General features: G+C 50.0%; 30 protein-coding genes and 2 pseudogenes. 8 read left to right on the top strand and 24 right to left on the bottom strand.

From position 1 onward, the window contains the following. Positions 1-347: 347 nt before the first annotated feature. Positions 348-743, top strand: coding sequence for a DUF4158 domain-containing protein (locus ACJ2PR_RS27065; RefSeq protein WP_446871898.1), 396 nt, complete (start codon positions 348-350; stop codon positions 741-743). Here ACJ2PR_RS27065 and ACJ2PR_RS27070 read toward each other — a convergent pair. Next, positions 712-1,872 carry a transposase gene (locus tag ACJ2PR_RS27070; RefSeq protein WP_446879298.1) on the bottom strand — a complete coding sequence of 387 codons (1,161 nt, stop codon included), beginning with the start codon at positions 1,870-1,872 and terminating at the stop codon, positions 712-714. The two genes, ACJ2PR_RS27065 and ACJ2PR_RS27070, sit on opposite strands and share 32 nt — an antisense overlap. Before the next feature lie 791 nt (positions 1,873-2,663). Here ACJ2PR_RS27070 and ACJ2PR_RS27075 point away from each other — a divergent pair. The 4 genes and pseudogenes from ACJ2PR_RS27075 (at position 2,664) to ACJ2PR_RS27090 (ending at position 5,130) form a co-directional block, all read left to right on the top strand. Continuing rightward, positions 2,664-3,137: a Tn7 transposase TnsA N-terminal domain-containing protein gene (locus tag ACJ2PR_RS27075; protein ID WP_446879299.1), complete on the top strand. Its 474-nt coding sequence runs from the start codon at positions 2,664-2,666 to the stop codon at positions 3,135-3,137. Positions 3,138-3,153: 16 nt separating this feature from the next. Continuing rightward, positions 3,154-3,844, top strand: a pseudogene (locus tag ACJ2PR_RS27080) (IS1 family transposase). Then, entirely contained in the window at positions 3,820-4,245 is a 426-nt protein-coding gene (locus ACJ2PR_RS27085) for a hypothetical protein (protein WP_446879300.1), read from the top strand. The pseudogene ACJ2PR_RS27080 and the gene ACJ2PR_RS27085 overlap by 25 nt, the downstream one beginning before the upstream one ends. A gap of 58 nt (positions 4,246-4,303) precedes the next feature. After that, positions 4,304-5,130, top strand: a protein-coding gene (locus tag ACJ2PR_RS27090; protein WP_446879301.1) for an IS5 family transposase whose coding sequence is annotated in 2 segments (ribosomal slippage) — positions 4,304-4,691 and positions 4,691-5,130 — 828 coding nt in all. Because the reading frame shifts where the segments join, the coding sequence is not laid out codon by codon here. Positions 5,131-5,471: 341 nt separating this feature from the next. Here the strand turns inward: ACJ2PR_RS27090 and ACJ2PR_RS27095 are convergent. From ACJ2PR_RS27095 to ACJ2PR_RS27120, 6 genes are all read right to left on the bottom strand, one after another. Continuing rightward, complete coding sequence (locus ACJ2PR_RS27095) at positions 5,472-5,672, bottom strand: hypothetical protein (protein WP_446862289.1); 201 nt, start codon at positions 5,670-5,672, stop codon at positions 5,472-5,474. A gap of 180 nt (positions 5,673-5,852) precedes the next feature. Next, on the bottom strand, positions 5,853-6,863 hold the full coding sequence (locus ACJ2PR_RS27100) for an aldo/keto reductase (RefSeq protein WP_446871462.1): 1,011 nt from the start codon (positions 6,861-6,863) through the stop codon (positions 5,853-5,855). Between the two features lie 35 nt (positions 6,864-6,898). Continuing rightward, on the bottom strand, positions 6,899-7,633 hold the full coding sequence (locus tag ACJ2PR_RS27105; protein WP_446871464.1) for an SDR family oxidoreductase: 735 nt from the start codon (positions 7,631-7,633) through the stop codon (positions 6,899-6,901). A 33-nt stretch (positions 7,634-7,666) separates the two neighbouring features. Then, positions 7,667-8,431 (bottom strand): SDR family NAD(P)-dependent oxidoreductase, encoded by a 765-nt coding sequence (locus ACJ2PR_RS27110; protein WP_446879302.1) that lies wholly within the window; start codon positions 8,429-8,431, stop codon positions 7,667-7,669. Positions 8,432-8,490: 59 nt separating this feature from the next. Further along, positions 8,491-9,132, bottom strand: a complete 642-nt coding sequence (locus ACJ2PR_RS27115; RefSeq protein ID WP_446871468.1) for a nuclear transport factor 2 family protein — start codon at positions 9,130-9,132, stop codon at positions 8,491-8,493. A 116-nt stretch (positions 9,133-9,248) separates the two neighbouring features. Then, positions 9,249-10,157 carry an NmrA family NAD(P)-binding protein gene (locus tag ACJ2PR_RS27120; protein ID WP_446879303.1) on the bottom strand — a complete coding sequence of 303 codons (909 nt, stop codon included), beginning with the start codon at positions 10,155-10,157 and terminating at the stop codon, positions 9,249-9,251. Between the two features lie 269 nt (positions 10,158-10,426). On the opposite strand from ACJ2PR_RS27120, the gene ACJ2PR_RS27125 reads away from it, so the two are divergent. Further along, positions 10,427-11,344 carry an AraC family transcriptional regulator N-terminal domain-containing protein gene (locus ACJ2PR_RS27125; protein ID WP_446871472.1) on the top strand — a complete coding sequence of 306 codons (918 nt, stop codon included), beginning with the start codon at positions 10,427-10,429 and terminating at the stop codon, positions 11,342-11,344. A gap of 37 nt (positions 11,345-11,381) precedes the next feature. Here ACJ2PR_RS27125 and ACJ2PR_RS27130 read toward each other — a convergent pair whose 3' ends face one another. From ACJ2PR_RS27130 to ACJ2PR_RS27155, 6 genes are all read right to left on the bottom strand, one after another. Continuing rightward, positions 11,382-12,683, bottom strand: coding sequence for an MFS transporter (locus ACJ2PR_RS27130; protein WP_446879304.1), 1,302 nt, complete (start codon positions 12,681-12,683; stop codon positions 11,382-11,384). 49 nt (positions 12,684-12,732) lie between these two features. Next, positions 12,733-13,644, bottom strand: a complete 912-nt coding sequence (locus ACJ2PR_RS27135) for an SDR family oxidoreductase (RefSeq protein WP_446879305.1) — start codon at positions 13,642-13,644, stop codon at positions 12,733-12,735. A gap of 101 nt (positions 13,645-13,745) precedes the next feature. Further along, a complete protein-coding gene (locus ACJ2PR_RS27140; RefSeq protein WP_446879306.1) occupies positions 13,746-14,312 on the bottom strand; it encodes a TetR/AcrR family transcriptional regulator in 567 nt (188 codons plus the stop codon). A gap of 259 nt (positions 14,313-14,571) precedes the next feature. After that, positions 14,572-15,540 carry a Kelch repeat-containing protein gene (locus ACJ2PR_RS27145; RefSeq protein WP_446879307.1) on the bottom strand — a complete coding sequence of 323 codons (969 nt, stop codon included), beginning with the start codon at positions 15,538-15,540 and terminating at the stop codon, positions 14,572-14,574. A gap of 114 nt (positions 15,541-15,654) precedes the next feature. Next, on the bottom strand, positions 15,655-16,782 hold the full coding sequence (locus ACJ2PR_RS27150) for an aldo/keto reductase (RefSeq protein ID WP_446879308.1): 1,128 nt from the start codon (positions 16,780-16,782) through the stop codon (positions 15,655-15,657). After that, on the bottom strand, positions 16,779-18,017 hold the full coding sequence (locus ACJ2PR_RS27155) for an MFS transporter (protein ID WP_446879309.1): 1,239 nt from the start codon (positions 18,015-18,017) through the stop codon (positions 16,779-16,781). Before ACJ2PR_RS27155 ends, ACJ2PR_RS27150 begins: the two co-directional genes overlap by 4 nt. A 47-nt stretch (positions 18,018-18,064) precedes the next feature. On the opposite strand from ACJ2PR_RS27155, the gene ACJ2PR_RS27160 reads away from it, so the two are divergent. Together ACJ2PR_RS27160 and ACJ2PR_RS27165 are read left to right on the top strand one after the other, a co-directional pair. Beyond that, positions 18,065-18,211: a hypothetical protein gene (locus ACJ2PR_RS27160; RefSeq protein ID WP_446879310.1), complete on the top strand. Its 147-nt coding sequence runs from the start codon at positions 18,065-18,067 to the stop codon at positions 18,209-18,211. A 231-nt stretch (positions 18,212-18,442) separates the two neighbouring features. Next, positions 18,443-19,378, top strand: a complete 936-nt coding sequence (locus ACJ2PR_RS27165) for an AraC family transcriptional regulator N-terminal domain-containing protein (protein ID WP_446879311.1) — start codon at positions 18,443-18,445, stop codon at positions 19,376-19,378. A 97-nt stretch (positions 19,379-19,475) separates the two neighbouring features. Here the strand turns inward: ACJ2PR_RS27165 and ACJ2PR_RS27170 are convergent, their stop codons facing one another. The 11 genes and pseudogenes from ACJ2PR_RS27170 to ACJ2PR_RS27220 all read right to left on the bottom strand — a co-directional run bounded on the left by ACJ2PR_RS27170 (position 19,476) and on the right by ACJ2PR_RS27220 (position 26,630). After that, positions 19,476-19,763: a nuclear transport factor 2 family protein gene (locus ACJ2PR_RS27170; RefSeq protein ID WP_446871941.1), complete on the bottom strand. Its 288-nt coding sequence runs from the start codon at positions 19,761-19,763 to the stop codon at positions 19,476-19,478. A 56-nt stretch (positions 19,764-19,819) separates the two neighbouring features. Beyond that, positions 19,820-20,221 (bottom strand): RidA family protein, encoded by a 402-nt coding sequence (locus ACJ2PR_RS27175; protein WP_446879312.1) that lies wholly within the window; start codon positions 20,219-20,221, stop codon positions 19,820-19,822. 80 nt (positions 20,222-20,301) lie between these two features. Continuing rightward, positions 20,302-20,658 (bottom strand): hypothetical protein, encoded by a 357-nt coding sequence (locus ACJ2PR_RS27180; protein ID WP_446879313.1) that lies wholly within the window; start codon positions 20,656-20,658, stop codon positions 20,302-20,304. 11 nt (positions 20,659-20,669) lie between these two features. Further along, positions 20,670-21,257 (bottom strand): MBL fold metallo-hydrolase, encoded by a 588-nt coding sequence (locus tag ACJ2PR_RS27185; protein ID WP_446879314.1) that lies wholly within the window; start codon positions 21,255-21,257, stop codon positions 20,670-20,672. 38 nt (positions 21,258-21,295) lie between these two features. Next, on the bottom strand, positions 21,296-22,129 hold the full coding sequence (locus ACJ2PR_RS27190; RefSeq protein WP_446879315.1) for an alpha/beta fold hydrolase: 834 nt from the start codon (positions 22,127-22,129) through the stop codon (positions 21,296-21,298). A gap of 229 nt (positions 22,130-22,358) precedes the next feature. Beyond that, complete coding sequence (locus ACJ2PR_RS27195) at positions 22,359-22,745, bottom strand: nuclear transport factor 2 family protein (RefSeq protein WP_446879316.1); 387 nt, start codon at positions 22,743-22,745, stop codon at positions 22,359-22,361. Between the two features lie 128 nt (positions 22,746-22,873). After that, positions 22,874-23,629, bottom strand: a complete 756-nt coding sequence (locus ACJ2PR_RS27200) for a glucose 1-dehydrogenase (RefSeq protein ID WP_446879317.1) — start codon at positions 23,627-23,629, stop codon at positions 22,874-22,876. A gap of 133 nt (positions 23,630-23,762) precedes the next feature. Beyond that, the gene (locus tag ACJ2PR_RS27205) at positions 23,763-24,728 is read right to left on the bottom strand and encodes an SDR family NAD(P)-dependent oxidoreductase (protein ID WP_446879319.1); all 966 of its coding nucleotides are present in this window, start codon (positions 24,726-24,728) and stop codon (positions 23,763-23,765) included. Beyond that, complete coding sequence (locus ACJ2PR_RS27210; RefSeq protein ID WP_446879320.1) at positions 24,721-24,906, bottom strand: hypothetical protein; 186 nt, start codon at positions 24,904-24,906, stop codon at positions 24,721-24,723. Before ACJ2PR_RS27210 ends, ACJ2PR_RS27205 begins: the two co-directional genes overlap by 8 nt. A gap of 34 nt (positions 24,907-24,940) precedes the next feature. After that, positions 24,941-25,690 carry a CPBP family intramembrane glutamic endopeptidase gene (locus ACJ2PR_RS27215; protein WP_446879321.1) on the bottom strand — a complete coding sequence of 250 codons (750 nt, stop codon included), beginning with the start codon at positions 25,688-25,690 and terminating at the stop codon, positions 24,941-24,943. A gap of 167 nt (positions 25,691-25,857) precedes the next feature. Further along, positions 25,858-26,630: pseudogene (locus ACJ2PR_RS27220) on the bottom strand (SDR family oxidoreductase). Between the last annotated feature and the right edge of the window lie 44 nt (positions 26,631-26,674).

Genomic DNA, 26,674 nt, shown 5'->3' on the forward strand with positions numbered 1-26,674 from the left:
AGCCGTCCCCAGATATTGCTATCTGTTTAGGCTGAACGAATCACACACCAAAAACAACGCTAAGGAATTTATCGCTTGAACTAACGAACTGATAAGTTGCTCAAATCAGTCAAACATTGTACTACAGAGGACTGGGACTAATATTGGACTGAGTAGTACATCTAACGACCATGCTACAAGCGTAATCCAATTCGGTCTAGGTGGCTGAATCCTTGATTCCTCGGTGGGACTTCTGCTGTCCGCGCAGATAAATCAGAACAGTAGAGGCATTAGCAGTCATTATCAGACAGTCTTTGGCTGGGTTCGTGCGACACTCAGTCCACCTTTACAAAGACTGAGACCTTGCGATGCCAGGAAGAATATTAACCGATGCCGAGCGAGAACGCCTCAACCGTTTTCCAGAAGATATCAGAACTCATTTCACTTTAACGTATGAGGATTTGAGTCTAGTTGATCAACGACGTGGGAATACAAATCGCATCGGATTCGCTTTGCAACTGCTGACTTTGCGGTACTTAGGCTTTATTCCAGATGATATTCACAGCATTCCCGATGATGTTGTAGAATTTGTTTCACATCAACTCGATATTCCTGTCGCTGCACTATCGAGCTATGGTAATCGAACTCAAACACGCACCAGTCATCAGCAACGCATCGAATTGTATCTAGGCTATCGTTCTGCAACCAACCTAGCCTCAGTAGATCGCAAAGTCAGCCCGACACGGGTAAATAAATGGCTGTAATCAACGGAAATCGTCGTTCTACCGCATGAGTGAGGAAATCCAACATGGTTTTGAAGGGAAACAAAGCTTTCAAAACCACCTGCCCACCGGGTCTTGGGCGAGAGACGAAATACCAGAGCAAATAGACCCACAGATTCACCAGAATCAAGGCTAACGCGACAAATAGAAATCTGAGGATTGGGTTTTTGGTGGTGGTGCGAATGCGCCCCTGATTCTTCAGGCGGTAGCTCGTTTCAATGCCAAAGCGGTCGCGGTAATAGTCATGTAGTTGAGGGAGCGCGATCTTCAAGCGATGCACGACGTAGAGGGCATCGCAAATGCCATGCTTCCCTTTGAATCCTTTGAAATACCCGCAGACCACGGCAACGCAACAGGTGACGCTGCGATGCGCAGAACTGTTGAGGGTGTAGGTTGTGCGATAGCTTTTGCGTCCGACACACAGCGCAGGAGTTCCCCCTGTTTTGCCGCGAATTACCGCAGGCATCAAAAACGGTAAGTTGAGTGCCTTGAGCCAGCGAATCACGGGAACTAAGTAGAAACCGCGATCTAGCAGTAACGCTTTAACGCGCACGCGCAACGGTGAGAGCATTGCTAACAGATAGGTGAGCGTAGCAACTAGGGTTTCATCGCTCGGCACCGCATGAATGCCCAAGGTGACACGCCTGTTGCGGCAAATCACATACACAGTCGCATAGGCAAAGAATCGGGTCGTCCCGGCTTTTGCTTGAGAGCGGTAGACATACGGCGCTTCGATTTCGTTCGGTACCCCATAGTAGGGAATCAAGTGCAAATCGATGGCGATGCGATGCCGCCCCTTGCCGATTTTGGGTGGAATCCGACTTTGCAAGGCGGCATTCACTTGTGCCTCTAATGTCACCCTGTCGTCCAGTTTCTCTAGCTGATAGCGGATGCAGTTGCTGCTAGGTGCTCCTGACAAACTTCGTGTGGTGTGTTCAATGCTATCTCCCCGGCTTGCCGCTCGCACTAGGATTTCAAAGAATTCCCGCGCTGTGTAACTGCCATTCGTTTCCAAGCAAAGGTGTTCGCTCAAGCAGTGGATCGTGCAGTCCAAGGTGCTTTGATCATCCAAAGCGGGCGTATCACATAATAAGGATGGGTAGGAAGTCATGGCTGTTTAAATTTTGGTTAGCCTGACTCTACCCCTTTCCTAGAGAATTTTCGATCTACTGAGCCTACCTGTTGGGCGTTAGACGTAGTAGAAACCTGTCCACATCACCGTTGCTACTTACAACTGTGGTGTACCTACTGCGGTTCTTTACAAGTTTATTTGAATCGGCACAGACCGCTTGGTCACTGCACCCGCTGTGGCGCTTGGCTTGGGTATGCTGTCGAGCCACATCCTCGAGCCGACAAGACGGATGACCAATGGAGATGGAACCAGTGGGTCGCAGAGGCAATTGGAGCGCTATTAGTGGTCACACCAAAAATCACTCAACAAATCGCACACAACACCATTCGAGTACTGAAGCGGCAGCGTAAACCTGAACTCTCAACATTTTTCAGTCAGTGCTATAACCTTAGATTGTCTCCGAACGAAGCAATATTCCGTCTCAAGCAGGCGCGATTTTCAAGCATAAAGTGAGCAACTGGATTTAAAGCATAAAGTGAGCGGCTTGCTCAACTTATGGTTGAAACCACATGTCACTGTAAGCATAACTTGAGCCATTGTGAAAGCATAAGTTGAGCCAAAAAATGCTTGAGATGCTGATTTTTGCGTCGCTTGATTTAGTTTAATCCAAACGGTTTGAAAGCATAACATGAGCCAAAGTTTTGTTTTGAAAGCATAAGTTGAGCAAACATTTGCAGCAATGGCTTGAACAGACTCAAAATTGTGATTAGCTGAAGTGAGAAGCGATGAGTACCGATTCCACAGTTGTAACTCTTCAGGAGGCTGCAAAGATGTTAAGCAGTCATGCCTTCAACGATTGGTGCCAACAGCTTCAGGTTAATTCCGTTGCTCGTGCCGTGATTGAGCAAGTTCGGAACGCAGCCCCATCTCGTCAAGTTCAAGGGCGACGAAAAAACGTTTGTAGCAGCTATCCGAGTCGAAAGATGGGACTGACGATTCAGTTCGAGTCGCATCGGAATGAATTAGCCCGGATTCACGAACTTGAGCATGATCAAATGGTGCTGGAGTACTATGACCAACCGCCACCGATTGAATTAGTCTACTCATCGAAAATTGGGCGACGAACGCGGCATCAGTACACACCCGACTTTTTTGTTTTGCGAACCGACGGCGTGGAATGGGAGGAATGTAAGACCGAGACGGAGTTAATTAAACTCGCTCAGGAGAACTCAAACCGCTACTGCCAAGATATTCAGGGAAAATGGCATTGCCCACCAGGAGGGCGTTGCATAATAGAGGGATGAATGAGGGTGTTGTACTATGCAGTGTCGATACTGTGGGTCTACTGAGGTTCGCCAGAACGGGAAACGGCGAGGCAAGCAAAATCACATCTGTCGCGCCTGCGGTCGCCAATTTATTGAAGGCTATGACCCACCCAAAGGCTACAGCGAAGCAACCAAGCAGGATTGCTTGATGCGTTACGTCAACGGCATGGGATTTCGCGCGATTGAGCGCTGTACTGGCGTGCATCACACAACGGTGATTCATTGGGTCAAGCAACTCGGACAGCAACTGCCGGATGCCCCACAGGAGTCGGAGATTCCAGAGGTGGGAGAACTCGACGAACTAGAAACCTTTGTCGGGTCAAAAAAAACAAAATGTGGATCTGGACAGCCGTGAACCATTTCCGGGCGGGCATTCTCGCTTGGGTGGTGGGAGTCACAGCGCAGAGACGTTCAAACCCTTGTGGCAGATTGTCTGTTGCTGGCATTGCTACTTCTATGTCACCGATGGCTGGAAGGTTTATCCCGGTTTTATTGAGGAAGGCGACCACCTTGTGAGCAAGACGTACATGACGAGAGTCGAAGGCGAGAATACCCGCTTACGTCACGACTTAGCTCGATTGCATCGCAAGACCTTGTGTTACTCCAAGTCGGTCGAAATGCTAAAGCATTCGCTGCGATTGCTCCTCCATTACCTAAAGTATTGGTCAATACCCGTACTCACTTGATTCATCCCTTTGTTCAGCAACGCCGATTTTGTGTATCAGAACTATTAGCCGTAGAATCAACGGTGAGTCCAGATCATCTCTATCACCTGATTGCAACTGAGCAGGTGTATGTTGATTTGGCTGCTGCACGTCTATCCGAGCCTGAACAAGTTCGAGTCTTTCTAGATCAAGACACGGCTCAAGCGTTTCATCGAATGCAGGGCGAATTCGAGGTGGTGCAAACGGAAAAGCAATCGATGCTGAATTTTAGCATTGGAACTGTCTTGCACTGGGACGGAGTTCCGTGGGAAGTGATTAACATTGGTGCAAATTCAGTTGGATTGTTACAGTCAGAAGGCGAGGTGGTTGAATTAGCCAAGCCAACCCTTAAAAGTTTACTAGACCTCCTGCGTGAATGCTGAAGTCTAATCTGAACGGCTAAAATAGAGAGCCAAACCCTGTTTGTGGGAGACAAATCTGATGTACGACCGGATTCAACATCTGCGACCCAAATCGTTCAAACGTAAATGCGGAGTGCGACGAGACACCTTTGAAAAGATGGTTGAGGTGCTGAAACCGAAGTTGACCCGTAGCGGCAAACGGGGCGGACAAGGCAAGTTCAAGGTCGAAGACCAACTGCTGATTGCGATGGAATATTGGCGAGAATACCGAACTCAGTTTCACATTGGGCAGAGTTGGGGCATTGACGAAACGACGGTGGGTCGGATGGTTCGCAAGATTGAGACGATTCTGATCCAGTCGGGTGAGTTCAGCTTGCTGGGTAAAAAGCACCTGTATCAGCCGAGTTCTAAGGGCAGTGTGCTGCTGGTGGATGTGACAGAGTGCCCGATTGAACGCCCCAAAAAAACCAGCGATTATTTTACAGCGGCAAGCAACGGTGGCACACACTGAAAGCGCAAGTAGTGGTGGACTATCTAACGGGGATGATTGTCTGCACTGCCTTTGGTCAAGGACGAAACCATGACTTCCGCCTCTTCAAGGACTCCAAACTGCCGACCCAACTTGAGCAATTGTGGGTCGCCGATAGTGGTTATCAGGGGATGACGAATTTGCATGCCGATACTTGTACCCCTGTGAAAAAGTCGCGACATCAGCGGTTGTCGAAGGCAGACCAGCACTACAACCAGCAAATCGCCCAAGTGCGAATTGTAGTCGAGCATACCAATCGTAAGTTGAAGGTGTTTCGGATTTTGTCGGAGCGCTATCGTAACCGTCGGAAGCGATTTGGACTACGCTTCAATCTGATTGCAGGCTTGCTCAACTATGAACTTGCCCATCCCATTTGATTCGTGCAGGAGGTCTAATCACTAACCAGGGTAGGATGACCGCTGAATTGCGGCTGCGATAGATACGGATCGATGACTCACGCCAAAATGGGAAGGTACTGAGGAAACAAACGAGGTAGGATGCTCCCGCATTGATGAACAAGCTGGTTTGAAGACTCGAAGGCAGATTCGGATATCCAAGCGCGGTAGCTTCGCTTTACGCAGTGTTCGCGGTCAGACAAACTCCCAGCGCGAGATACAAGAAAGTAAACAAGGTAAATCGTTTCATTTGAGATTCGCTTAGTTTGACGAGAACCCGAAAACGCAAGTCTAAAGTTCACTCCTACTATTTCCGATGAAGCTTATTCTCTGTACCAGACGCGCACACATTGAAAGCAGTTGATTGTAATGCCTTGACTGATCATCACTGGGTAGAAACCATTGCTGGTCGTCACTCCGTAGACCCCATCACTTGTGCCTTCGATGCGATCGGGTAAAACAACGGTTTCAACATTGATCATCTGTATCGTTGTACTTTCGATCCACTGATTGACAGCACTCACAACCTTAGAGAAGGATTCATACTCGGCAGCTCCGCCGAAGGGTTCCCGTTCAGTAATCCGAGGCGCAAAATCTTTGCACTAATAGCAGTCCAGACCGATCCTCGGCGGCGGAAGATCTCGGTAGTGGCGAGACCAGCGACTACATCTGTGAGAAAGACGATTGTTCATTTCTGAATACGTTTACTGATTCACACTGCTCATATGTCGAGGTGCATAACGTTCTCCAACAGCAATCCCTTTTGGTGCAACGACTTCGATGCGCTGTAGGTCTTCTGGTGTAAGAGTAATGTCTGCTCCGGCTGCATTCTCTCCTAAGTATTTGCGACGTTTCGTTCCTGGGATCGGTACAATATCTTGACCCTGAGCTAAGAGCCAAGCCAGAGCAAGCTGACTAGGCGTGACGCTTTTTTCAGCTGCGATCGCCTTCACTTGCTCGACCAATTGCAGATTCTTGTAAAAATTTTCACCCTGAAAGCGGGGAGATTGGCTGCGATAATCGGTTGGATCTAAATCTTCTGGTTTGGTAATTGCACCAGAGAGGAAGCCGCGCCCTAGCGGACTGTAGGCAACAAAGCCGATCCCCAATTCGCGCACTGTGGGAAGAATCTCATCCTCTGGATCGCGGCTCCATAGCGAGTATTCTGTTTGCAATGCGCTGATCGGATGAACTGCTTGCGCGCGTCGAATTGTAGCTGGCGCTGCTTCTGACAGACCAAGATAGCGAACCTTACCTTGCTGTACTAGTTCTGCCATTGCTCCAATTGTTTCTTCGATCGGTGTAGTCGGATCAACCCGATGTTGATAGTAGAGATCAATGGTGTCAATTCCCAAGCGTTGCAAAGAGGCATCACAAGCAGAGCGCACATAGTCAGGTTTACCACTCACGCCTAGAAATTGCCCATCCGATGTGCGAACATTACCAAACTTGGTCGCAACAATCACTTGATCACGACGAACACGTTCACGTGCAGCGGAGCTTTCGCGGATTGCCTTGCCAACGAGCTGCTCATTCGTGAATGGACCATACATATCTGCGGTGTCAAGGAAGTTAATGCCTAGATCAATCGCATGATGAATGGTAGCGATTGATTCTTGATCATCAGTGCTGCCATAGAACTCAGACATACCCATACAGCCCAACCCCATCTCTGAAACCATTAGTCCTTGATTGCCTAGCTTTCGCATCTGCATGATTATTTCTCCTGTGTTCTTTCGACTTCCGAGATTTAGCTCATTTGTCCAATCGGTCGAACAATGATTTCATTCACATCCACCTCTGCGGGTTGCTCGATCGCAAAGGCAATCGCACGCGCGATCGCATCTGCTGGAATCATTGCCTCACGAAATCCCTCCACCCATTCCGCTGCTTCAGCATCCGTGATCGTGCTGGCAAGTTCAGTTTCCGTCACTCCAGGCGAAATTACCGTCACCCGGATGTCTGTCGATTCTTGCCGCAGTCCCTCGGAAATCGCCCAAACTGCAAACTTAGTGGCGCAGTACACGGCTGCGGTTGGATAGACGTTGTGCCCGCCGATCGAGGAGAGATTGACAAACTGCCCTGATCGTTGCTGCTTAAAGAGAGGTAGCGCAGCAGCAATGCCATGAAGCACACCGCGAATGTTCACATCAATCATGTGGTTCCATTCATCGACCTTTAGTACCTCTAGCTTGGAGAGTGGCATCAAGCCTGCATTGTTCACCACAACATCAAGGCGACCAAATTTAGCTTGGGCAAACTCGACAAAGGCTTGCATGTCTTCGAGGTTGGTGACATCAAGGGTACGGTATTCTGCTTTGCCACCTTCAGAGCGAATTTCGGCAGCGATTGCTTCTAGTCGATCGGTGCGCCGCGCCCCTAACACAACCCGTAAACCCTGACGAGCCAGCAATCTAGCAGTTGCTTCACCAATACCGCTACTAGCTCCGGTGATAGCAACGACTTTGTTTTCTACATTCAACATGATGGTTCTCCTGACTGTTGAGGTGGATTGAAATTAAATAGACTGACCACCAGAGACTTCAATTCTCTGGGCATTCACCCAGCGATTGTCTTCGGATAATAATGCTGCAATCGCCCCGCCGATATCATCCGGAAGACCCACACGACCCAGAGCCGTTTGCGAAGCGAGGAAGTTGTTAATCTCTGGATTGTCCCGCACTGCACCGCCTGCAAAATCTGTTTCGATCGCGCCCGGAGCCACAACATTGACAGCAATCTGTCGGTGTCCTAGTTCTTTTGCCATATATCGAGTCAAGACCTCGATCGCGCCTTTCATGCTGGCATAAGCTGAGTAGCCCGGCAGCGTAAAGCGAGCCAGACCCGACGAAAGATTCACAATCCGTCCGCCGTCCTTAAGCAGTGGCAGCAGCTTTTGGGTGAGGAAGAAAACGCCCTTGAATTGGATGTTCATCAAACGATCAAAATCGTCTTCAGTGGTTTCGGCAAACGGCTTATGGATTCCAATTCCCGCATTGTTCACCAGAAAATCAAACTGCTCGGTCTGCCATTGATCTTGAAGTGTTTGTTTGACATATGACACAAATTCATCAAAGGTTTTCGTGCTGGAAGTATCCAGTTGCAGGGCAGCGGCTTTACCACCGATTTCTGCGATCGCAGAGACAACGCGACTTGCTTCTACCTCGCTGCTGCGATAGGTCACGATCACATCAACGCCTTTTTTAGCAAGTGCCAAAGCCGTATTTTTGCCCAGTCCTCGGCTCGCTCCTGTGACCAATGCGATCTTTGTGTTGTTTGTCATGGTTTTCTCCTTGTTAAAGTTGCGGAAGTCGCTCTAGCTAAGCGATATGGCGACCAGCACTAGTTTCTCGGTGAAACTCTTGTCCACAAGTCGTTGAACTCTTGCATGTCCAGAAAGGCAATCGCTTCGATCGCTTTGCCATCCTGCATTTTGAAATACCAGGTGTAGGTGTTCCGATAAGGTCTGCTGTCCCCAGCGGTCGCTGCTCCATCCCACAGGACAATGACCATATCGCCATCTGCCCAGATGCCGCGTACGGTTGGCACGATTGGGGTCGATAAACGGGCACTGGTTGGATTAATGACTTGATCAAGTAACGCTTGCTTGCGATAGGTACCCGCAGTTGCGCCAGTGCCCGTAATCGTCCAGGTTGCTTCTGGAGCGAGTAGGTCAAAGAAGTTGCCAGTTCCGTTTCGCCAACCGTCGAAGTACTGCCGGACGATTTCCTTGTTGCGCTGTTCGATTACCTGAATCTCCTGTGCGTCTGCTTGATTGGACTGAGTTGCCTGGGCCAAATCTACGAGTGCTGGAAACTGATCGAGGGCAGGCGGCTTATTCAATGCGGTCGAGTCATGACTTGGCTCAAACGCAGTCACATTCGACTGAAAACCTGCCTCATCCGTGCGAGCTTGCGTCATCGCCGGAGCCGCTAGCAGCCCAATCAACCCCGCACCTATCAAAACCTGACCCAAATGATGCATCTTCTTTAACCTCCTGAAGTTTCTATAACAAAGTAGCTGTTTCGCTCTCATGTCCATTGAATTGTTCGTTATCGCTTTGGTAAGACATTTTTCATTGAGTCTTTGTGCGCGAAATTCTAAATCAGGCTTTGCGCTTTTGCAGTTTTGGCAGCAAAATCTTCGATTGTCATTTGTCCTTTGCGAGTTTCAGTTCCGTTGTTCTCAAAAACGATATGACCGGAATTAAAACCGCGCATCATCTCGCTGTAACTGTTGACGGCTTCAGGCGAAAACCCGAAACTGGCAATTGTCGCCTGCCACTCACTTTCGGGGAGGGCAACGGCTTGCACGGCGCGCTTGAGCGCAGCAGCAAAAGCGGCGGCGACATCATTTGGCGAATAATCTGCCGCACCATACAGTTCAATGATGCGTTTGCCCGTCCAGTCTTCGGTCAACGCTTCGGCGGCAGCGCGTCCGATGTCGGTGGCAGAAACCATCGGGAGTTTACGGTCTAGCGGACTATAAAAACTCGGCAAAATGCCTTTTTCGGCGGCAATCGCAGCCATGCCGTTCCAGTTTTCCATGAATCCCGCTGCCCGCAGAAACGCGACGGGAATCGTCAAATCGTCGAAGATATTTTCCAAAAGGTAAGTTGTCATGATGTTGCCCGTCCCAGTAGCGTGCTGCGAACCGACCGAAGAAAGCAAGACAACTTTTTGCACACTGGATTGCGCGATCGCTTCAACATATGCTGCACCAATGTTTTTGGCTAAGGTGAACATATCGGCAGCCTGATAAGCAGGCGGATTCATTGCATAAACAGCAATCGCGCCGTCTAACGCCTTGGTTATTGCATCTGCGTCAATGACATCAGCGAAAGCAACGTCCGCGCCTTTCGCCTGCCAAGCGTTAGCGGTTTTGTTCGGGTGCTTCGCAGTTGCGATTAGCGCAAAGCGCAACACAACGCGCACCGGCAGTTTCTTTTCAAGCAACGTATCGGCAACCACAGAACCCGTTTGTCCGGTCGCACCAAACACTACAAACATAAATTTCCTCCTGAAATGTCGAAACCAATTTTGATAACCGAATACACCTAACGGCGCAGTTCAACGGCAGGTTCTACTTTTGACAAGTCCAACGATCTAACGTTTAATTGCTGGTCTTCTCTTACGGCATGAATTTATCCTAGGCTTGAAAAGCTTTGACGTGAATATACAAACCTGGCAGATAATTGCCTAATCCTCTCAAGTAAGGCATTGGTAACGGAGAATTGTCCTTATAATGAGCGCAGCAGCAGAGTTTAAGTTAGAACAGCATGACGATTGATACACTCAGCCACAAGAGCGCGATCGACAAATATGAAGAACTGGCGGCATTGGTCGATCGGCATACTGATAGCCAGGGAAACGGTGTCCATGCAACTGCGATCGCTCCCTTAGAGTTCACGCGAGAATGTAATCCTGTCGCAGTCATGCCCGGTGTCAGCGAACCGCTTCTTGCGATTGTGATACAGGGACAAAAAGAATTGTGGCTGAACGAAGAAATCTTTCAGTATGGTGTCGCTCAATATCTGGTTTTGTCGGTGGATTTGCCAGTGACTGCCTGCGTGACCCAGGCGACTCCCACTCAACCTTATCTCGGATTTAAGCTGAAGCTAGACCCAGCCCAATTTTGTGAGATCATTGCTCATACCCAGCCATGCATTAGTCAAAAAGAAACCGTGAAAGGCTGGTTCGTTAGCAATGCTGAACCATCTTTGATTGACTGCGCTCTGAGGCTGGCCAAACTTTTAGACACACCGCAAGATATTTCATTTCTGGCACCGATGATCATTCGCGAAATCTATTACCGTCTTCTGATGGGTGAACAGGGCGAAGCAGTTCGCCAAATTGCCACTGCTGGCAGCAATATGCAGCGCATTGCTGAGGTGATCAACCACATCAAAGCAGAGCTTACGAAGCCGTTGCGGGTTGAGGATCTTGCTGAGCAGGTGAATATGTCCGTTTCCTCGTTCCACCGCCACTTCAAAACAGTCACCTCGATGAGTCCGCTGCAATATCAAAAACAATTGCGACTCTTAGCTGCGCGCCAGATAATGCTTGCTAAAAACGCTGATGCAGCTCAAGCTGCTTATCAAGTCGGGTATGAGAGTACTTCACAGTTCAGCCGCGAATATGCCCGCATGTTTGGTGCGCCTCCTATTCGGGATGTTGAACGTTTACGGACAACCTAAACATTGCGATCGGATGAGGCTCTGATGATTGTTTAGTCTAAATTCTGACAGATCTAAGCCATACGGCGATGCGCTGGTTTGCAATCAGACATGTGATCCCGGACAGGAAACATGCGATCGGACAAATTAGCAGCCCAAGTGCAAGCCCATTTGGCATCTGCGCCGATGTAGCCGCGTCGCTAATCATGCCAACCAACAGCGGCCCGAGAGCTGGCCCCAGAAGAGCAGAACCAATCATGCCAAGACTGGATGCCATCGCCTCCTTACCCTTACCCGCTACAAGGTGTGCAGTGCCAAAAATCCATGGCAGGATAAATGCGAAGGTAAACATACCTGGCACCAACAAGAGAACGGACATCCATCCGATCGGCACGAACAACGCCGCCGTTGTCACCACAGCGATGATCAGGAAGAGAATGGCAGGAAGCAGAAGCAATCCCTTTGTCCCAGAGCGAATCGCGCGGTCTAATCCGCGTCCGCCCAAGAGCGATCCGACGATCCCCATCAGTCCCTGCAAAAGCCCAATCACCAGTCCGACTTCGCTGGCGGTGTAGCCATGGGTACGAATAAGGAAAGGTGCGCAAAAGATGTAGAAAGGGGCTGTGGCAAAACCGATGCCGATAGCAGTGATGAATAGCCAACGGAATGCCGGAGACGAAAGCAACTCCAGGCTCGATTGCAAAAATGGTTCGACATTGGCTGCCATGGACTTAAGCGGCGGGGTCGGTTCTACAAAGAACATCGCTAACAGGGCAACCAGCCCTCCAATGGCTCCGGCACCAAATAGGGCGACACGCCAGCCTAACGTATCGCCGATCGCGCCACCAGCAGCAAATCCGACCATGGCACCGAGCGGAATACCCATGGAGAAAATGCCTAGTGCCAGACCGCGACGTTCTGGGTTGATTTTGCGCGCAATCAGCTTGTGTCCTGAGGGAGTGATGCCAGCCACACCAGACGCGACACCAAACCGCGTCAGAACCAAAAATACCAAACTCGTGGCGAAACCGCCAAGCGCTGTCATCGCGCTGCAAAGCAAAATACAGGAAATGAGGACAAAACGGGGCGATCCGCGATCCGACGCACGGGCAAGCGGCAATAAGAAGAGTGTAAAGCAGACTGCAAAGGGGATTCCAACGATTAAGCCGACTTGGGTATCAGTCAGCGAAAGATCCGCTTTGATCGACTCGAACAGAATAAACGGCAAAATTCTGTCGATCTGAGCGATTGCATTGGTAAGGAAAAGCGTAAGAAGGAGAGCGGCTTGTCGCCATCCTTGCACATACTCAATGTCGATCTCTTCCAATTGGGAATTTGGTGGTGCAGTATTTTCTGTCATGTTAATTACCTACCTGGCTTGGATACCCAAAGTTGATTTTGGTCAATTTTCAAAAGTTGATCTTGGTCAGTTTTTCAGATACATCCCAAAGTCGCGCAGCCGCATCGGTGTCTGTAGCCTGCGGAGGCACCTTTGACAAAGCCGGAAAACCGCGCATTTCGTTCAGCTTATTTGGGCCATAATAAGCACCAGATTTCGCATCGGGTGAGGTCGCCGCAAAAAGCGTTGGGAGTGCGCCCTGCGGCACCGGTTGGAAAAGGAACCATAAAAGAGTTCGCCAAATAACGCGGGCATCCCACCCGCCAGGCGCGTTATATATAAGATCCGTGCGCGCGATACCCGGATGTGCTGCAAAGCTGGCTACGCCCCATTGACCAGCTTCGCTGCGCCGTTGTAATTCAAAGGCAAACATCAGACAGGCGAGCTTCGATTGGCCATATACAGCCATCGGTTTGTAATTGTGTTTTGCCTGCAAATCATCGAAATCGATCGTGCCGTTCCGCGCAGCAATGCTTGATAGCGTGACAACGCGCGCATTTTTCCCCTTGCACAGCATCGGCATCAGTTGCGCCGTTATGGCAAAATGACCCAGATAGTTGACACCGAATTGCAGCTCAAAGCCATCAGTGGTTTCCAGTCGCTTCGGAGGCATCATTACACCCGCATTGTTAATCAGCAGGTCAAGACTGTCCTGCTGGCTGCGGAGTCGTTCGGCAAAGTCCTTTACGGACTGAAGATTGGCGAGATCGATTTGTTCAAAACGAACTCTCGCTGATGGCACTTCGTTACGAATTTTTGCGACTGCCGCTGCGCCTTTTTGAGAATTGCGACCCGCAATGATAACATCACCTCCAGCCCGTGCTAATGCCAGGGCATCCTCGAATCCGAGTCCCCCAGTGCCGGTAACAACAGCCGAACAGCTTTTTTGAGAAGGAATATTTGCAGTTGTCCAGTTAGCCATAAGTTTTGCCTCTTAAAGAGTTGAATTTGGAATTCAATCGTGTGTCCGCTATCTTCGGCTTATTAATGACTGTCTAGCCAATTATTTATAAGCCAAAAAAATTAACTAATCGCACGCCAAAATGTCTCGAAGCCAGTTTGGCAGTGTTTTTTTGCGTTGTCAGGGTCATTGATCATCGTGACGCTTGTCGCTTCAGCTAACCCGTGTAGAAGTGCGCCAACAAAGCTCATCGGCGCTGTTCGCAAAGAGCCGTGGGCGCGGATGCGTTTGATTAAATCGTTAAAGTCAACGGCAACCTTGTCTGCTGCATTGCGCGTCGCAGGTGTAATGCCATCTGAAACATTCAGTTGCCTCAAGGCAAGCCGCTTGTGGGGATTAGACACAGCCCAGTCGATCCAGTTTGACCAAGCATGAAGAACCTGTTTGCGGAGATCGCTACTCTCCGGAAGGTCTTTCATGGCGGCGGCAATCATTTCGGTTTTTAGTTCGAGATAAAGTTGGTTGAACAAATCAGCCTTGGTCTCGAAGTAAGTGAATAGTGAACCATTTGCAATACCCGCCTCTTTAGCGATTAACGCCGTTGGCGCACTCAATCCCTGTGAGACAATCATGCGGATTGCCGCCTCCATAATTGCATTTCGCTTATCTTCGCTTTTGGGTCTGACCATCCTCAAATCACATTCATGAGTGACTACACAGTCAATTATGTAAGGTACATCTCAGTTTTGCAATAAGCACAAATGCTTAGATCTCAACACCTTTGAAACGAATGGTTTTGAAAACCTGTCTCAAAATGAGTCTTGAAAGACTGAGGTGCACTCATTAAATGAGAACTGTGGCACCCAAAAAAAGTCGCGATTTCTGTTGTGTCTTGTGCCATTGTCTTATCCTTAAATTTCATCTATAAACTTCTTAGTGCATAGCACTCTAGGTGGGCAATACCAGCACCTCGTGGGTTGCTGTTGCTGCATTTCCGCCTGTTTGGGTTCCACCACCAAACACAAAGATTCGGTTGCCAATTGCGGATGCTCCCAATCCATGTCGTGGCGTTGGCAAGGGCGGCAATGCCTCCCACACGTCGGTTTGCGGGTCGTATACCCAACTTTCGGCGAAAACCTTCCGCTCTGGAACCCACTGTTCGCCGCCAAACACGTAAAGCTTGCCGTTGAGTGCGGTTGCAGCCAGACCTCCTTGGGCTTGAGGCATCGGCGATCGCGTTTCCCAACGATCGAGTTCTGGATCGTAGACCTCAAGATTTGGCACATTGACTTGGCGAGCAGTACCATCAGCATTCTTGGTAAAATTGCGTCCACCAACCACGTAGATCTTGCCATCAATGACAGCCGATGCTGCACTGTTTCGCGCTGTGGGTGCATCGGCACGGGCTGACCAGCGTTTAGTCATCGGATCGAATACTTCGTTACGCACGCTGTCGATATGGTCAATGAACAGCCGAGCATCCTCAGTCGCTCGAACGCGCCCACCAATCAGGTAGATCTTGTTATCCACCACTGCGGAGATGCCCTCGGCACGAGCCGCTGGTAGGTCAGTCCCTCCAGTCCAAGTATTAGAGGCAGGATTGTAGATGAACATTGTCGGTTGCGCCCGCCAGTCTGGAAACCCACCGGTGAAACCGCCAATACCATAGAGCAAGCCATTGACTGCCGACAGTGTAATGTGATGGCGGGCTTCAGGTATCGGTCTCAAGGCTGTCCATGCATTATTGACTGGATCGTAAGACTCGAAATGCGCTGAGAACCCAGTGTTTGGGCTGAGCAAACCGCCGACCACGTAAATTTTTCCGTTCAAAACTTCTGGATAAAGTTCTTGCCGAGCGACTGTTGGCGGTGCAGCTTCAGTCCAATAGGGCAACTGGCTTTGTGCTTGACTGAGCACGGACGAACCTAGCGCTATGAGCGAAAAGACCAACAGCGACAGGAAAATCAAATACCTAAATCTAAATCTACGCAACATAATACAGACTCCATGCAACATAATACAGACTCCATCTCAACCGATCGGACGTGGATTTGGCAGGCGCACCAATCCGCTAAAATTCTTGCCAGGATACCAGGGCGTTTGGAGAAGGTTGTCAAAGCCGGGAAGGCTTTCCATGTGTTTCACCATTCGGATACGCATTGAATCATCAGGTAGCGATCCTCTTAGTGCCCCCATATTTTCAACAACGTGATCGGGGTTTGTGGTTGCGGGAATCGCACAGGTTAGAGCCGGGTGAGAAATCACATACTTGAGAAAAAACTGTGCCCAGTTCTCGCAGCCAAAATCGCTGGCAAAATCGGGTAGTGGTTGCCCCTTGACCAATTCAAAAAGACGGGCTTTCTCAAAGGTCATGTTAGCTAAGACGGCTGTTCCTCGCGCCGCTGCCGCCGGAAGAATTCTGTCTTCAACTCCACGCTGACGAATTGAGTAGCGAAGTTGAACAAAGTCTAGATCGCCGTTCTCGATCCACCTCTCAAGCGCAGCAAAATATAACGGATCGTGGTGGGTAACGCCCACGTAGCGAATTTTACCTTCTGCTTTCCATGCTTTTAACAGGGGCAAAATTGCATCTACATTCACCAAGCTATGAACCTGCATTACGTCAATGCGTTTAGCGCTTTGCGCAACTCCAAAGGAACCGCGAGACAATCGTGCCAGTGATTGTTCAAACTGACGCTGCGCCTGACTGCGATCGCCCAGATACTCACCAGTTGCCCAGGTTTTGTTAGCAATAAACAAATCATTGGTCAAGCCGAGTGTTCTGGCAAATTCGCCCACGTTCACTTCCGACATCCCATAGAGCAGTGAGGTATCGACCACTCGCCCGCCTGCATCCCAAAAGCGACGCATTACTTGCTGAAGCCGATCGCGGGGCTGATTAGATAAAGCATCAAAGGTCATAAACGTTCCCAGACCGATTGCAGGCAGTTTCTCCTTTGTGCGCGGGATTTCCTTCGTGATAATCGGCGATGGTTGGGTTGAAGCCGGTCGCGACGGTTGAGTTTGAGTTTGATTCTGTGCCCGTGCCGTCTTCAAAAAAGTGGGTGTTAAGGCAGCGGTGGCGGCACCAAATCCTAACAATCCAAGCACCGATCGACGGGAAACATTTTGCCTAATTGCCGGACGGGTTGCCTTCATTGTGCGATTCCTTTGTGTTGAAGTTTAGATGCTGCAAACCGAGTCAAGATCAAAACCAACATCATTTGCCCTGCACCGATCCAGTAGGGCATTGCGGGGCTAATCTGTTGGTAGAGCCAACCAGCCCATAAAGGGCCGATGATTCGTCCTAGTGCAAACGTTGCCCTGTAGCTGCCCTGGATGCGTCCTTGAGCTTCGGGTGCGACTGTTTTTGACATCAATCCCTGAAGTGATACCTCCAACAATGCCGTGCCCATGTTTGCCATGATTGCTGCCACGTACACCAGTGCTGGTAGCCCAGTCAGAGAAAACAAACCAAATAATACAAATGCAATGCTCAGAATAATCGCACCCAGGCTAGTAATTTGAATTTCTCTCAGAAAGTGAAGTAGGACAGGCATGATCAAGACCTGAGAAAGGACTTCAACCACACCCAGCAACATGAAAATTGGCGCAATTTGCTCTGGTTGCCAGCCAAACAAATCATTGGTCATCGCAGCCAGATTTGATGAGGTGATGATGGACGTCATCGTGGTCAGCAAAAAGCTGAGCATTAGCCAGCGCAGATGCGGATTGCGCCAGTCCACAAATAGCTGACTCAATGGATTCAATTGACGGAATGAGACTCGTGCAACACGAGGGTTGTCAGGGAACGTTTCCGGCATTGCCCAATAGGCCCATACCAAACCGACTACACTTGTGGTTGCCACGACATACAAGGGAATTGCCAGATCGATGGATGCAAACCGGGCGCTGATCATGGGGCCAATTGTAAAACCCACGCCCGTTGCCGCGCTCATAAATGCGAAGGCACGAGTACGAGCCTTTAGAGTTGCGGTATCTGCAATGTAGGCAAAAATCGAGCTTGCTGTACCATCCGTGATACCAAAGATGGCCCACCCGGCGAACATCACCCACAGCGCGCCGCCTATACCCAGGATCAGGTAGGCGATCGCTGCGCCTAGTAAGCTGAACAGCAGAATGAGTCGTCGCCCATAGCGATCGCTCAGTAGCCCAATGACAGGACTACCAATAAATTGCGCGGTTGCCAATGTGGTATACATTAACCCGACGTGAAACGCGGTGCCGCCATAGCGTCCCTCGATTAAGGCAGGCATAATCGGGTTGAGGACACCAACTCCTAGATAGGAGATCGAGCCGATGAAAAGGGTAAAAGGAGTTAGAGGGCGAAGGGTACGCTTTGGTGTTTCTTTGTTTATCAATGTGTTCAGCATAGGAATCAGCAAATAAGGTTTGTGGTTTACAGGACATAACGAACACGATGCTTACATCGTTAACCTCCGGGGGAAACCCTCCAACAGTTCCTCTGTTCAGTACGATTGGCTATAGTGGTTTCTACATTTTTAGTTCTGCCGCTGGAGGAAACTCACACTATGGCGAGTACTGCGGCAGCAACGGACAGGAATAGTCGTTTCACAGTTGTCCGTAAACTACTCAAATCAGCGGCGGCAAAGAAACTCGAACGCAGCACTAGAGGCTTTAGACCGCTCGAATAGTTTCATCCTATAAGCAAGAATCAGGAGGGTAAATGCACAAACTCCGCAGATGATTGCCTAATCCTCTCAAAAGATGCAGGCAAAGAAGAAAGGTTTCCTATAATGACTGCATGAGCAAGGCTACATCAATTTAGGAGTTCAGCATGACGATTGATACACTCAGCCAGAAAAGCGCGATCGCCAAATGTGCAGAATTGGCAACACTCATCGATCGACACACAGACAGCAAGGGAGGCATTTATTATCCAACTGCGATCGATTCCTTAGTCTTTGTGCGATGCGATACTTGTACAACCCTCCAAACAGTCAGCGAACCGTTGTTTGCTATGGCGGCACAGGGCGAAAAGAAATTATCGCTGAATGAGGAAAACTTTCAATATGGTGTTGCTCAATATTTGGTGATGCCAGTGGATTTGCCGTTGAGCGTCTGCATGATCGAGGCGACACCCGATCAACCCTATCTCGGCTTGAAGCTGAAGCTAGACCCAGTTCAACTCTGTGAGATTATTGCTCAAACAAACCCAGACGACGATCGCAAAGAAAACTCGGTCAGAGGCTGGTGCGTTAGCGATGCCAATCCGTCTTTACTTGATTGCGCCATCCGGTTAATCAACCTGTTAGAGACACCACAGGATATCCCGTTTCTCGCCCCGATGATGATCCGCGAAATTTATTACCGTCTACTCACCGATCACCAAGGTGAAACTGTTCGTCAGGTTGCCACCGCTGGCAGCAACATGCAGCGAATTGCAGAAGTAATCGGACAAATTAAGGCAGAGTTTAGCCAGCCGCTGCGGGTTGAGGATCTCGCTGAGCAAGCGAATATGTCTACGGCATCGTTCCATCGCCATTTCAAAGCAGTCACCTCAATGAGTCCGCTGCAATACCAAAAACAATTGAGATTGTTAACCGCGCGTCAGATGATGCTGGCTGAGGCGATCGATGCAACTCAAGCTGCTTATCAAGTCGGGTATGAAAGTACTTCACAGTTTAGCCGCGAATATGTCCGCATGTTTGGTGCGCCGCCTATCCGGGATGTTGAACGTTTACGGGCAACCGAAACAGTACTGAGTAGGTGAACGGAATTAAACTAGCGATGGAGGTAAGCTGAAGAGCTGCCCATCAAAGTTATTCCAGCCATACCAACCTTGACCTCAGTTTTGATGACGAAAGCCTTTAATTCGACCATCTGACCATCGCAAAAGCGCCAGACATCGCAGTACGAGAATGAGCCACCTTCCCGTCTTCATCCTTCATGGTAATGTCGCCGAGTGCCGTGACGAAATCACCCTCAGCGATTAAGTTCGCGACCATGAACTTTGGCGGCTCTATGTATGTCGTTGCCATCCATTGGCGGACAGCTTCTTTTCTGTTAAGGGTCTTGTCGCCTACAAATATCCATTCCATGTCGTCGTTGCAGAACGATAGGAATCCTTCATTGTTTCCTGAGCGCGATCGCCGCATTTGCCTCTAATAAAATTGCTTTGTTTTTCTCTGACATCTGAATCTCTCCATAGGTTTTAGCTCGTAATTGCAGTAACGCGGATCTCAATCCGCATCGTGGGAAGTCCAAGCGCTGCAACTCCTACCTCTGTCCAAATTGGGGCATGGTTGGGCATGTAATGACGAAATAGCTTGACCATCACATCGTTAACCTCCGGAGGAAACCCTCCAACATGGTAAGAATTAACGTGGACAACATGCTCCCAACCCGCACCAGCAGTCGCCAAGGTTCGCTCTACGTTCCGAAATGCCTGAGCAATTTCGTCTGCGAGCGATTCGGGAATTTGTAGATCATCATTCCAGCCGCCTTGTCCTGATGTCTCCACTCGATCGCCAATTTTTACGGCTTGCGAGAAATGCAATTCATTCAGCATGTATTCGCCATAACCGGGAGTAACAAAAAACTTGGGCTGATTCATGGTGTTCCTTTGTATAGGACGTTTGACTGTGGTGCGATCGCAACCATCATTAAGTTGCTAAGATGATTGCTATGAATCCTTTAGGGTTCACGCCAGCGGTAATCTACTGGCACCCAGGCATAACCTTGTTCTGCTGCCCGGAGGTGTCCAACGCCGGGAAAGGGCAAATGTGCGCCTGCTACCAAAATTCGGGATGCTGCCGCTCTTGCAAACTGTTTTTTGCGTTGTGCCACAGCAGCATTGGCATCGACATCGTAAGCAACTGTAATTTCTGGCTTGGGAAATTGCACCGAAACAAAGTGAACAATATCGCCCCAAAACTCGATGCTCTCGCCCTTGCTTGCCGCCACGTAGCAGCTATGACCAGGAGTGTGTCCGGGTGTGGGATGCGCGGTGATTCCCGGTAGCAGGGCTGTCTTGCCAGAAAACGATTTCACCTTGTCTGCATCTAAATAAGGTTTGACAGTTTTCGCGGCTTCGTCAAAGTACTTTTCAGCCACGTTGAATCGCGCGGCATTCGCTCGATCGAACCAGAAATCGACCTCTGGTTTGCCAACATAGAGCGTAGCGGCAGGAAACACCCGTTGACCAGCCCCCCACTATGATCGGTATGAATATGAGTCAGAAGAATTGCATCAATTTCGTTAGGCGTGTAGCCTGCTGCCTTTAACGATGTTTGAAGCTTGCCGCCCAGTTTTGCACCAAAAAAGGTTCCGGCTCCCGTGTCCACGAGTACTTGTTGCTCTCCAGTGTCGATCAAGAAAGCATTAATTGATGCCTCGACAGGATTAGTCAGAAAGTTTTTCTGAAGCAGGCGATCGGTTTCTGTTGGGTTCGTATTCGACAGCAGCGTATGGAGATCCTGGGGGAGTGTGCCATCGCTCAGGACTGTAATTGTGAAATCACCTAACTTGAATGGATAGACACCTGGCACTTGAGCGATCGCACTTTTGCTCAGTGATACCGCTGGAAAGCTACAAGAGGTCACAATCATTAGCACTGTGGTTGCAACCGCTATCATTAATCTGGAAAACATATTAGAACCCTTTTAGCGATAAAGGACTCGATCGATAATCACTCCTGAAGAAAGTCCAACAACACGGGATTGACCTGATCGGCGTGAGTCCAGTTGATGGCGTGCGGTCCGCCAGGAATGACAACAAGTTGACTGTTTTTAATCAGCTTCGGGAGTCTTGCTGCGGTGGATTCCAGTGGCAAAATGCGATCGGCATCGCCATGAATGATCAGAGTTGGGACATCAATGCGGGGCAGATCATTGCGGAAATCGGTGAGCCAGGACGGGACACAATCTAAAGCCGCTTTCGCAGAAGCCCCTACAGCCACATTCCAACTTGCCTGAATTGCTTCATTGCTAATCCGCTTACCCAGCAACACATCCACATTGAAGAACGCTTTGAAAAATTCAGAAAAGTAAGCTGGACGATCTGCAACGATCGCTTTCATAATGCCGTCGAAAACGCTTTGGTCAACGCCCTCTGGATTGTCGCTCGTCTTTAACAAAAAGGGCGGCACTGGAGCCATCAGCACCGCTTTTTGCACCCGCTCTGAGCCGTATTTGCCCAGATAGCGCGTGACTTCGCCTGTTCCCATTGAGAAGCCAACCAACACAGCATCCTGTAAGTCAAGCTGGGTCATCAGCACGTTCAAATCTGCTGCAAAGGTATCGTAGTCATAGCCAAATGAGGGTTGGCTAGAAGCACCAAATCCTCTGCGATCGTAGGTAATGACTCGATACCCTGCATTTAGCAGCACTAAGACCTGCTTTTCCCAAGAATGACCGTTGAGGGGAAATCCATGAATCAGTACAACGGGTTGACCTGCCCCCAGATCTTCGTAGTAGAGATCAATGGTTGCAGAATTTTCTTGGCCGACAGTAACGTAAGGCATTGCAATCTCCTATGAATACCGCATTGGATTCTCGTCTGATTTAACCGAAGTGTAATGAATTCTAATGCTCGGTTTCTTTCAGATTCTTAGGCAGTTTGTCAGATTTTATGGTGTTACTATGCGACTGATAAAATGGCTGCGATCGCCTTAGTTACATCTGAATTCCACTGCCTACTATTTGGACGTGCCGTTGTACAAACCGGACTTCACCCTACCAGCACTCAACTGTTCAGAACATCGTATTATCGTTAGCCGACGCTTCCGGGATGGTCTGAAGCACGTCCCAATGCTCGACTATCTTGCCTTTATCATCCAGGCGGAAGATATCGATGCCCGCCCAGTCGTTGTCGCCCGGCCATTGCTGGTAGCAATGCAAGACTACATAATTGCCTTCAGCGAAAACGCGCTTAAACTGGACGCACTTGCCCGGATATTCTTTCGCCATCCTCTCGAAATATTCGATGAAAGCCTGCTTCCCGTCGGCCACCGCTGGGTTGTGCTGGATGTACACATCGCCGACATATTTCTCGATGGCTTCTGCGGGCTGACACTGATTGAACATCAGGTCATAAAATGCTGTGACCGTCTGTTTGTTGTGCTCAAGTTTATCCGTCATCCGTTCCACACCTCACATCACCCAAAACGCCCAATGGCTCAAATCAGCGGCGACAAAGAAACTCGGACGCAGCGCTAGCGGCTTTAAACCGTCTGCTGCATTGTTGCTGGTGTGAACACAGCATCTTCTTAGATTTGTGCCATGCCACCATCGACGAATAGCTCAATGCCGTTTACAAAGCTGCTGTCATCTGAAGCCAGAAAGACAACGGCTTTGGCGATCTCGTCGGGTGTGCCAGCTCGTCCCAATGGAATATTGTTAGCTTGGCTCGCCACAAATTCTTTCAACTGCTCTCCATTGAGTCCCCAGAGAAGATCGTAAGCGGGAGTCGGAATGAAACCAGGGCTGACCGCATTCACTCGAATCTGGCGGTCTTTGAGGTCGAGTGTCCAGGTGCGGGCAAACGATCGCACGGCGGCTTTGGTGGCGCTATACACGCTGGAAGCTGGAATACCCTTGATGGAAGCAGTTGAGGCATTCAGGATGATGGAAGCGCCCTCTGGCATCAGCGGCAGTGCCTTCTGCACAGTGAACAGTAGACCCTTGACATTGGTGTTGAAGGTTTTGTCAAAGTGTTCTTCGGTGATTGCTCCGAGCGGGATGAATTCACCACCGCCAGCATTCGCAAAGATTACATCCAAGTGACCTTGCTCTTGCTTGATCGTGGCGTAAAGTTGATCGAGGTCTGCCAGATTTGAGACATCGCTCTGAATGCCCATCACGTTCTTGCCAATCTCGCTTTCAGCAGCATCAAGTTCAGTCTGACGACGACCCGTGATAAAGACATAGGCACCTTCAGCGACAAATCGTTTAGCAGTGGCAAGCCCGATACCGCTAGAGCCGCCAGTGACAAGCGCAACTTTTCCTGAGAGTTTTTGTGACATGGTGTTCTCCTGGTTCAGTTTGGGGGAAACGTAAGTCATGGTGATCAACGCTTATACGTCAATCAGGCATTCTTGTGTTCATCCAAGTACGAAAGTGGAATGGATTATTGCGTTTAGATGTGCGCGATAACCTTCAAGACGCAGCGCTGATCAATTCCTCGCTTTTCGCCCAAAGCTGCTTGGCTTTGTTCGCGTCGAGCGCATACGACCTTACGCCGTCGGCAAACGGGTTGGGCGTGTCATCAATCGGTGCGATCGCACAATCTTCGAGATAGTGTCCACCGATCTCGTCTTTATTCGCCACGACTGCGGCCCAAACCGACGTTGCGGCTGCCTGCGGAATTTCTTTCAACGCTTTCGGCGGCAAACCCGCTTCTATGCGCGCTGCGTCAACGGTCTGCAAAAGTCCCTGCAACTCCTCCGGCGAGAAATGGCGGGGTAGATCCGTGAGACTGTTTCCGGGCATCACCGAAGCAGCCCGAATGCCGCGATCGAGATGCCGCCTGTCAAACTCCACAGCAAATAGTGAATTGGCGGTTTTCGATCGGCTATAAGCGACCCACGGATCGTATGCCTGCTGCTCGAAATTTGGATCGTCCAAGTCAATATCGGCACCGCGATGCGAGAGTGACGACAGGACTACCAGCCGTCCATTATCGGCGAGCAGCGGCTCGATCTGATTGATCAGGGCGAAATGACCCAGATGGTTGGTTCCGAACTGGACTTCAAAGCCGTCGATCGTTCGACCGAACGGAGTTGCCATAACGCCAGCGTTAGCGATGATGGCATCGAACGGCTGTCCGTCAGCCAACAGTTTATCCGCACAGGCACGAATGCTTTGCAAGGATGCCAGATCGAGATTGATCAACTCCAGGCTGCCGCGTCGCAGGGCGGCATCACGAACCGATGCAGTGGCTGGCTCAGCTTTAGCGAGGTTCCTGACCGCGCCGACGACGCTCGCGCCGTGAGCGACCAGTGAACGGGCGGTTTCAAGCCCAATGCCCGACGATACACCCGTAATCAGAAATCGCTTTCCCTTGAGATCGACGCCGGAAAGCACCTCGTCGGCGGTCGATTTTGCACCAAATGTTTCAGCCATTTCTTTTTCCTTTAATTGTGCGTTTAGCACTAATGGCCAGCATCACGGCTCCAGTTAGTAGAGAGATTCGGATATAAGTCGTAGCAATCATGGTTTGCCTCTCAGCGTGAGTTGGTGGCTCTACGTTGTATGTGCGTCCATCGGGATCGGGCGGATGGTTTGAAAACAAGCGAGCCATTGGAAAGACAACCCTTTCGAGTGATGGTGATTGTTCAGCCCGCTCTGAGGAGCACCAACACAAAGACCGTGGGCAGGTTGTTGACAATGTGGGCGATCACACCAGGCCAGACCGATCCGCTGCGGCGGAACATTTCAGCGCTGATGAGACCAAATACCAAAGCCACTGGGAAGACGGTGTTGATGCCGTGAGCGAGGGCGAAGATTAGGGTGCTGCCCACAACGCCAATGAACGGGCCGTAGCGCAGCAGCGCGTTAGTGATCACACCCCGGAAGAGCAGTTCCTCGACGAGCGGTACGAGCAGACCGATAAACAGCGTGGATAGGATCAGGGACAGCACCCCGCCGCTGCCACCGTCACCGAACACCTCCTGAGGGGTGGAGCTATCCCCGGTGAGGGCGGTGTAGGCCATGACCGCAAAACCCTTGACCACGAAAGCGACCACCCCTGCTCCGACCCCGATCAGCAGCCAACGCCAAGAGACGCGGCGCACGCCAAAGGCATGCAGGGAGCGAATCCGCAGCAGCACGGCTGCCGCAAACCCAGCAAAGGGGGCGATAACAGACAGCGCGGCGAGGGCTAGTCCGTAGACGGCGGGATTGAGACCGAGCTGCCCGGACAGCAACACACCCCCACGTGCGACAGCGCCAAAGACGACAAGACCCACAATGATTTCGAGCCAGCCCGGACGAAAGGCCTTGTTAGGTAAGGACTGCTCTGAAACAGCGGCGAAGGTCTTTCCCTGTCCCTGTGGGGAGTTAGAAGGCACTTTGAACATCATCATCACCTCTTAAGTTCTCTTTGTCTTAGTTCATGTGAGTGTAGTCAGTTCCAACACTCAACTTCTTGCAGATTCCTATGGAGTTTCCGATGGAATTAGCAAACATATTTCAGTGTTACTTTAGTAAGTCGCTTGAAGTGCTGTATCAAACATTTCGCACTGCCGATCGACTACTGCGCTACATACCCACCATCTACCATCAACGTTTCACCTGTTACGAACGATGCCAGGTCAGATGATAAAAACAGAACTGCATTTGCAACTTCAAGCGGTGTTCCAATTCGTCCGATCGGGTGAAGTCCTGCTATGTAAGCTTTGGCTTCATCCTGTCCACCTGTAGCTGCTTCAAACATATCTGTTTCGATTGCTGCTGGTGCAAGACATTGATGCGAATCCCCGCTTTGGCATATTGGAGTGCAGCAGCTTTTGTTAAACCTACTACCGCATGTTTACTCGCGGTGTAGAGGGGTACGGTAGGAAGTGCAACGACTCCATTCCCAGATGCCGTATTGACGATGCACATAGTGCCGCCAGAGGCGAACGCACCACTTCCCTGTTTCAACATCTGAGCGATTTCATATTTCATCGACAACCAAACGCCTTTGACATTGACGTTCATGATGCGCTCGTATTCCGCTTCTGGTTGCTCAATCAATGAGGGGTTTTCGCCGACCGTTCCTGCATTGTTAAAGGCAATATCTAACCGACCAAAAACGCTAACTGCTTTATCAACCATTGCTTGAACATCGGCTTCTTTTGTGACATCGGCTTGCACAAAAATCGCCTCTCCGCCAGCTTCCTTGATCAATCGAACCGTTTCTTCACCTTCATCGATTCGACGACCCACCACCACCACCTTTGCTTGTTGTTGAGCATAAGCGATCGCCGTTGCACGACCAATTCCTGAAGTTCCGCCAGTGACTAACGCCACCTTACAGCACATTTCAGGTTTATGGAGTACAGTAACAACAGTCAGCAAACCAGTTG

It is taken from the genome of Phormidesmis sp. 146-33 (assembly GCF_052939515.1).

Coding starts and splice junctions, on each gene's coding strand:
- ACJ2PR_RS27065 (WP_446871898.1), top strand. CDS start 348: ATGCCAGGAAGAATATTAACCGATGCCGAGCGAGAACGCCTCAACCGT.
- ACJ2PR_RS27070 (WP_446879298.1), bottom strand. CDS start 1,872: ATGACTTCCTACCCATCCTTATTATGTGATACGCCCGCTTTGGATGAT.
- ACJ2PR_RS27075 (WP_446879299.1), top strand. CDS start 2,664: ATGTTAAGCAGTCATGCCTTCAACGATTGGTGCCAACAGCTTCAGGTT.
- ACJ2PR_RS27100 (WP_446871462.1), bottom strand. CDS start 6,863: ATGCAGATGCGAAAGCTAGGCAATCAAGGACTAATGGTTTCAGAGATG.
- ACJ2PR_RS27105 (WP_446871464.1), bottom strand. CDS start 7,633: ATGTTGAATGTAGAAAACAAAGTCGTTGCTATCACCGGAGCTAGTAGC.
- ACJ2PR_RS27110 (WP_446879302.1), bottom strand. CDS start 8,431: ATGACAAACAACACAAAGATCGCATTGGTCACAGGAGCGAGCCGAGGA.
- ACJ2PR_RS27115 (WP_446871468.1), bottom strand. CDS start 9,132: ATGCATCATTTGGGTCAGGTTTTGATAGGTGCGGGGTTGATTGGGCTG.
- ACJ2PR_RS27120 (WP_446879303.1), bottom strand. CDS start 10,157: ATGTTTGTAGTGTTTGGTGCGACCGGACAAACGGGTTCTGTGGTTGCC.
- ACJ2PR_RS27125 (WP_446871472.1), top strand. CDS start 10,427: ATGACGATTGATACACTCAGCCACAAGAGCGCGATCGACAAATATGAA.
- ACJ2PR_RS27130 (WP_446879304.1), bottom strand. CDS start 12,683: ATGACAGAAAATACTGCACCACCAAATTCCCAATTGGAAGAGATCGAC.
- ACJ2PR_RS27135 (WP_446879305.1), bottom strand. CDS start 13,644: ATGGCTAACTGGACAACTGCAAATATTCCTTCTCAAAAAAGCTGTTCG.
- ACJ2PR_RS27140 (WP_446879306.1), bottom strand. CDS start 14,312: ATGGTCAGACCCAAAAGCGAAGATAAGCGAAATGCAATTATGGAGGCG.
- ACJ2PR_RS27150 (WP_446879308.1), bottom strand. CDS start 16,782: ATGAAGGCAACCCGTCCGGCAATTAGGCAAAATGTTTCCCGTCGATCG.
- ACJ2PR_RS27155 (WP_446879309.1), bottom strand. CDS start 18,017: ATGCTGAACACATTGATAAACAAAGAAACACCAAAGCGTACCCTTCGC.
- ACJ2PR_RS27160 (WP_446879310.1), top strand. CDS start 18,065: ATGCTTACATCGTTAACCTCCGGGGGAAACCCTCCAACAGTTCCTCTG.
- ACJ2PR_RS27165 (WP_446879311.1), top strand. CDS start 18,443: ATGACGATTGATACACTCAGCCAGAAAAGCGCGATCGCCAAATGTGCA.
- ACJ2PR_RS27170 (WP_446871941.1), bottom strand. CDS start 19,763: ATGCGGCGATCGCGCTCAGGAAACAATGAAGGATTCCTATCGTTCTGC.
- ACJ2PR_RS27175 (WP_446879312.1), bottom strand. CDS start 20,221: ATGAATCAGCCCAAGTTTTTTGTTACTCCCGGTTATGGCGAATACATG.
- ACJ2PR_RS27185 (WP_446879314.1), bottom strand. CDS start 21,257: ATGTTTTCCAGATTAATGATAGCGGTTGCAACCACAGTGCTAATGATT.
- ACJ2PR_RS27190 (WP_446879315.1), bottom strand. CDS start 22,129: ATGCCTTACGTTACTGTCGGCCAAGAAAATTCTGCAACCATTGATCTC.
- ACJ2PR_RS27195 (WP_446879316.1), bottom strand. CDS start 22,745: ATGACGGATAAACTTGAGCACAACAAACAGACGGTCACAGCATTTTAT.
- ACJ2PR_RS27200 (WP_446879317.1), bottom strand. CDS start 23,629: ATGTCACAAAAACTCTCAGGAAAAGTTGCGCTTGTCACTGGCGGCTCT.
- ACJ2PR_RS27205 (WP_446879319.1), bottom strand. CDS start 24,728: ATGGCTGAAACATTTGGTGCAAAATCGACCGCCGACGAGGTGCTTTCC.
- ACJ2PR_RS27210 (WP_446879320.1), bottom strand. CDS start 24,906: ATGGCTCGCTTGTTTTCAAACCATCCGCCCGATCCCGATGGACGCACA.
- ACJ2PR_RS27215 (WP_446879321.1), bottom strand. CDS start 25,690: ATGATGATGTTCAAAGTGCCTTCTAACTCCCCACAGGGACAGGGAAAG.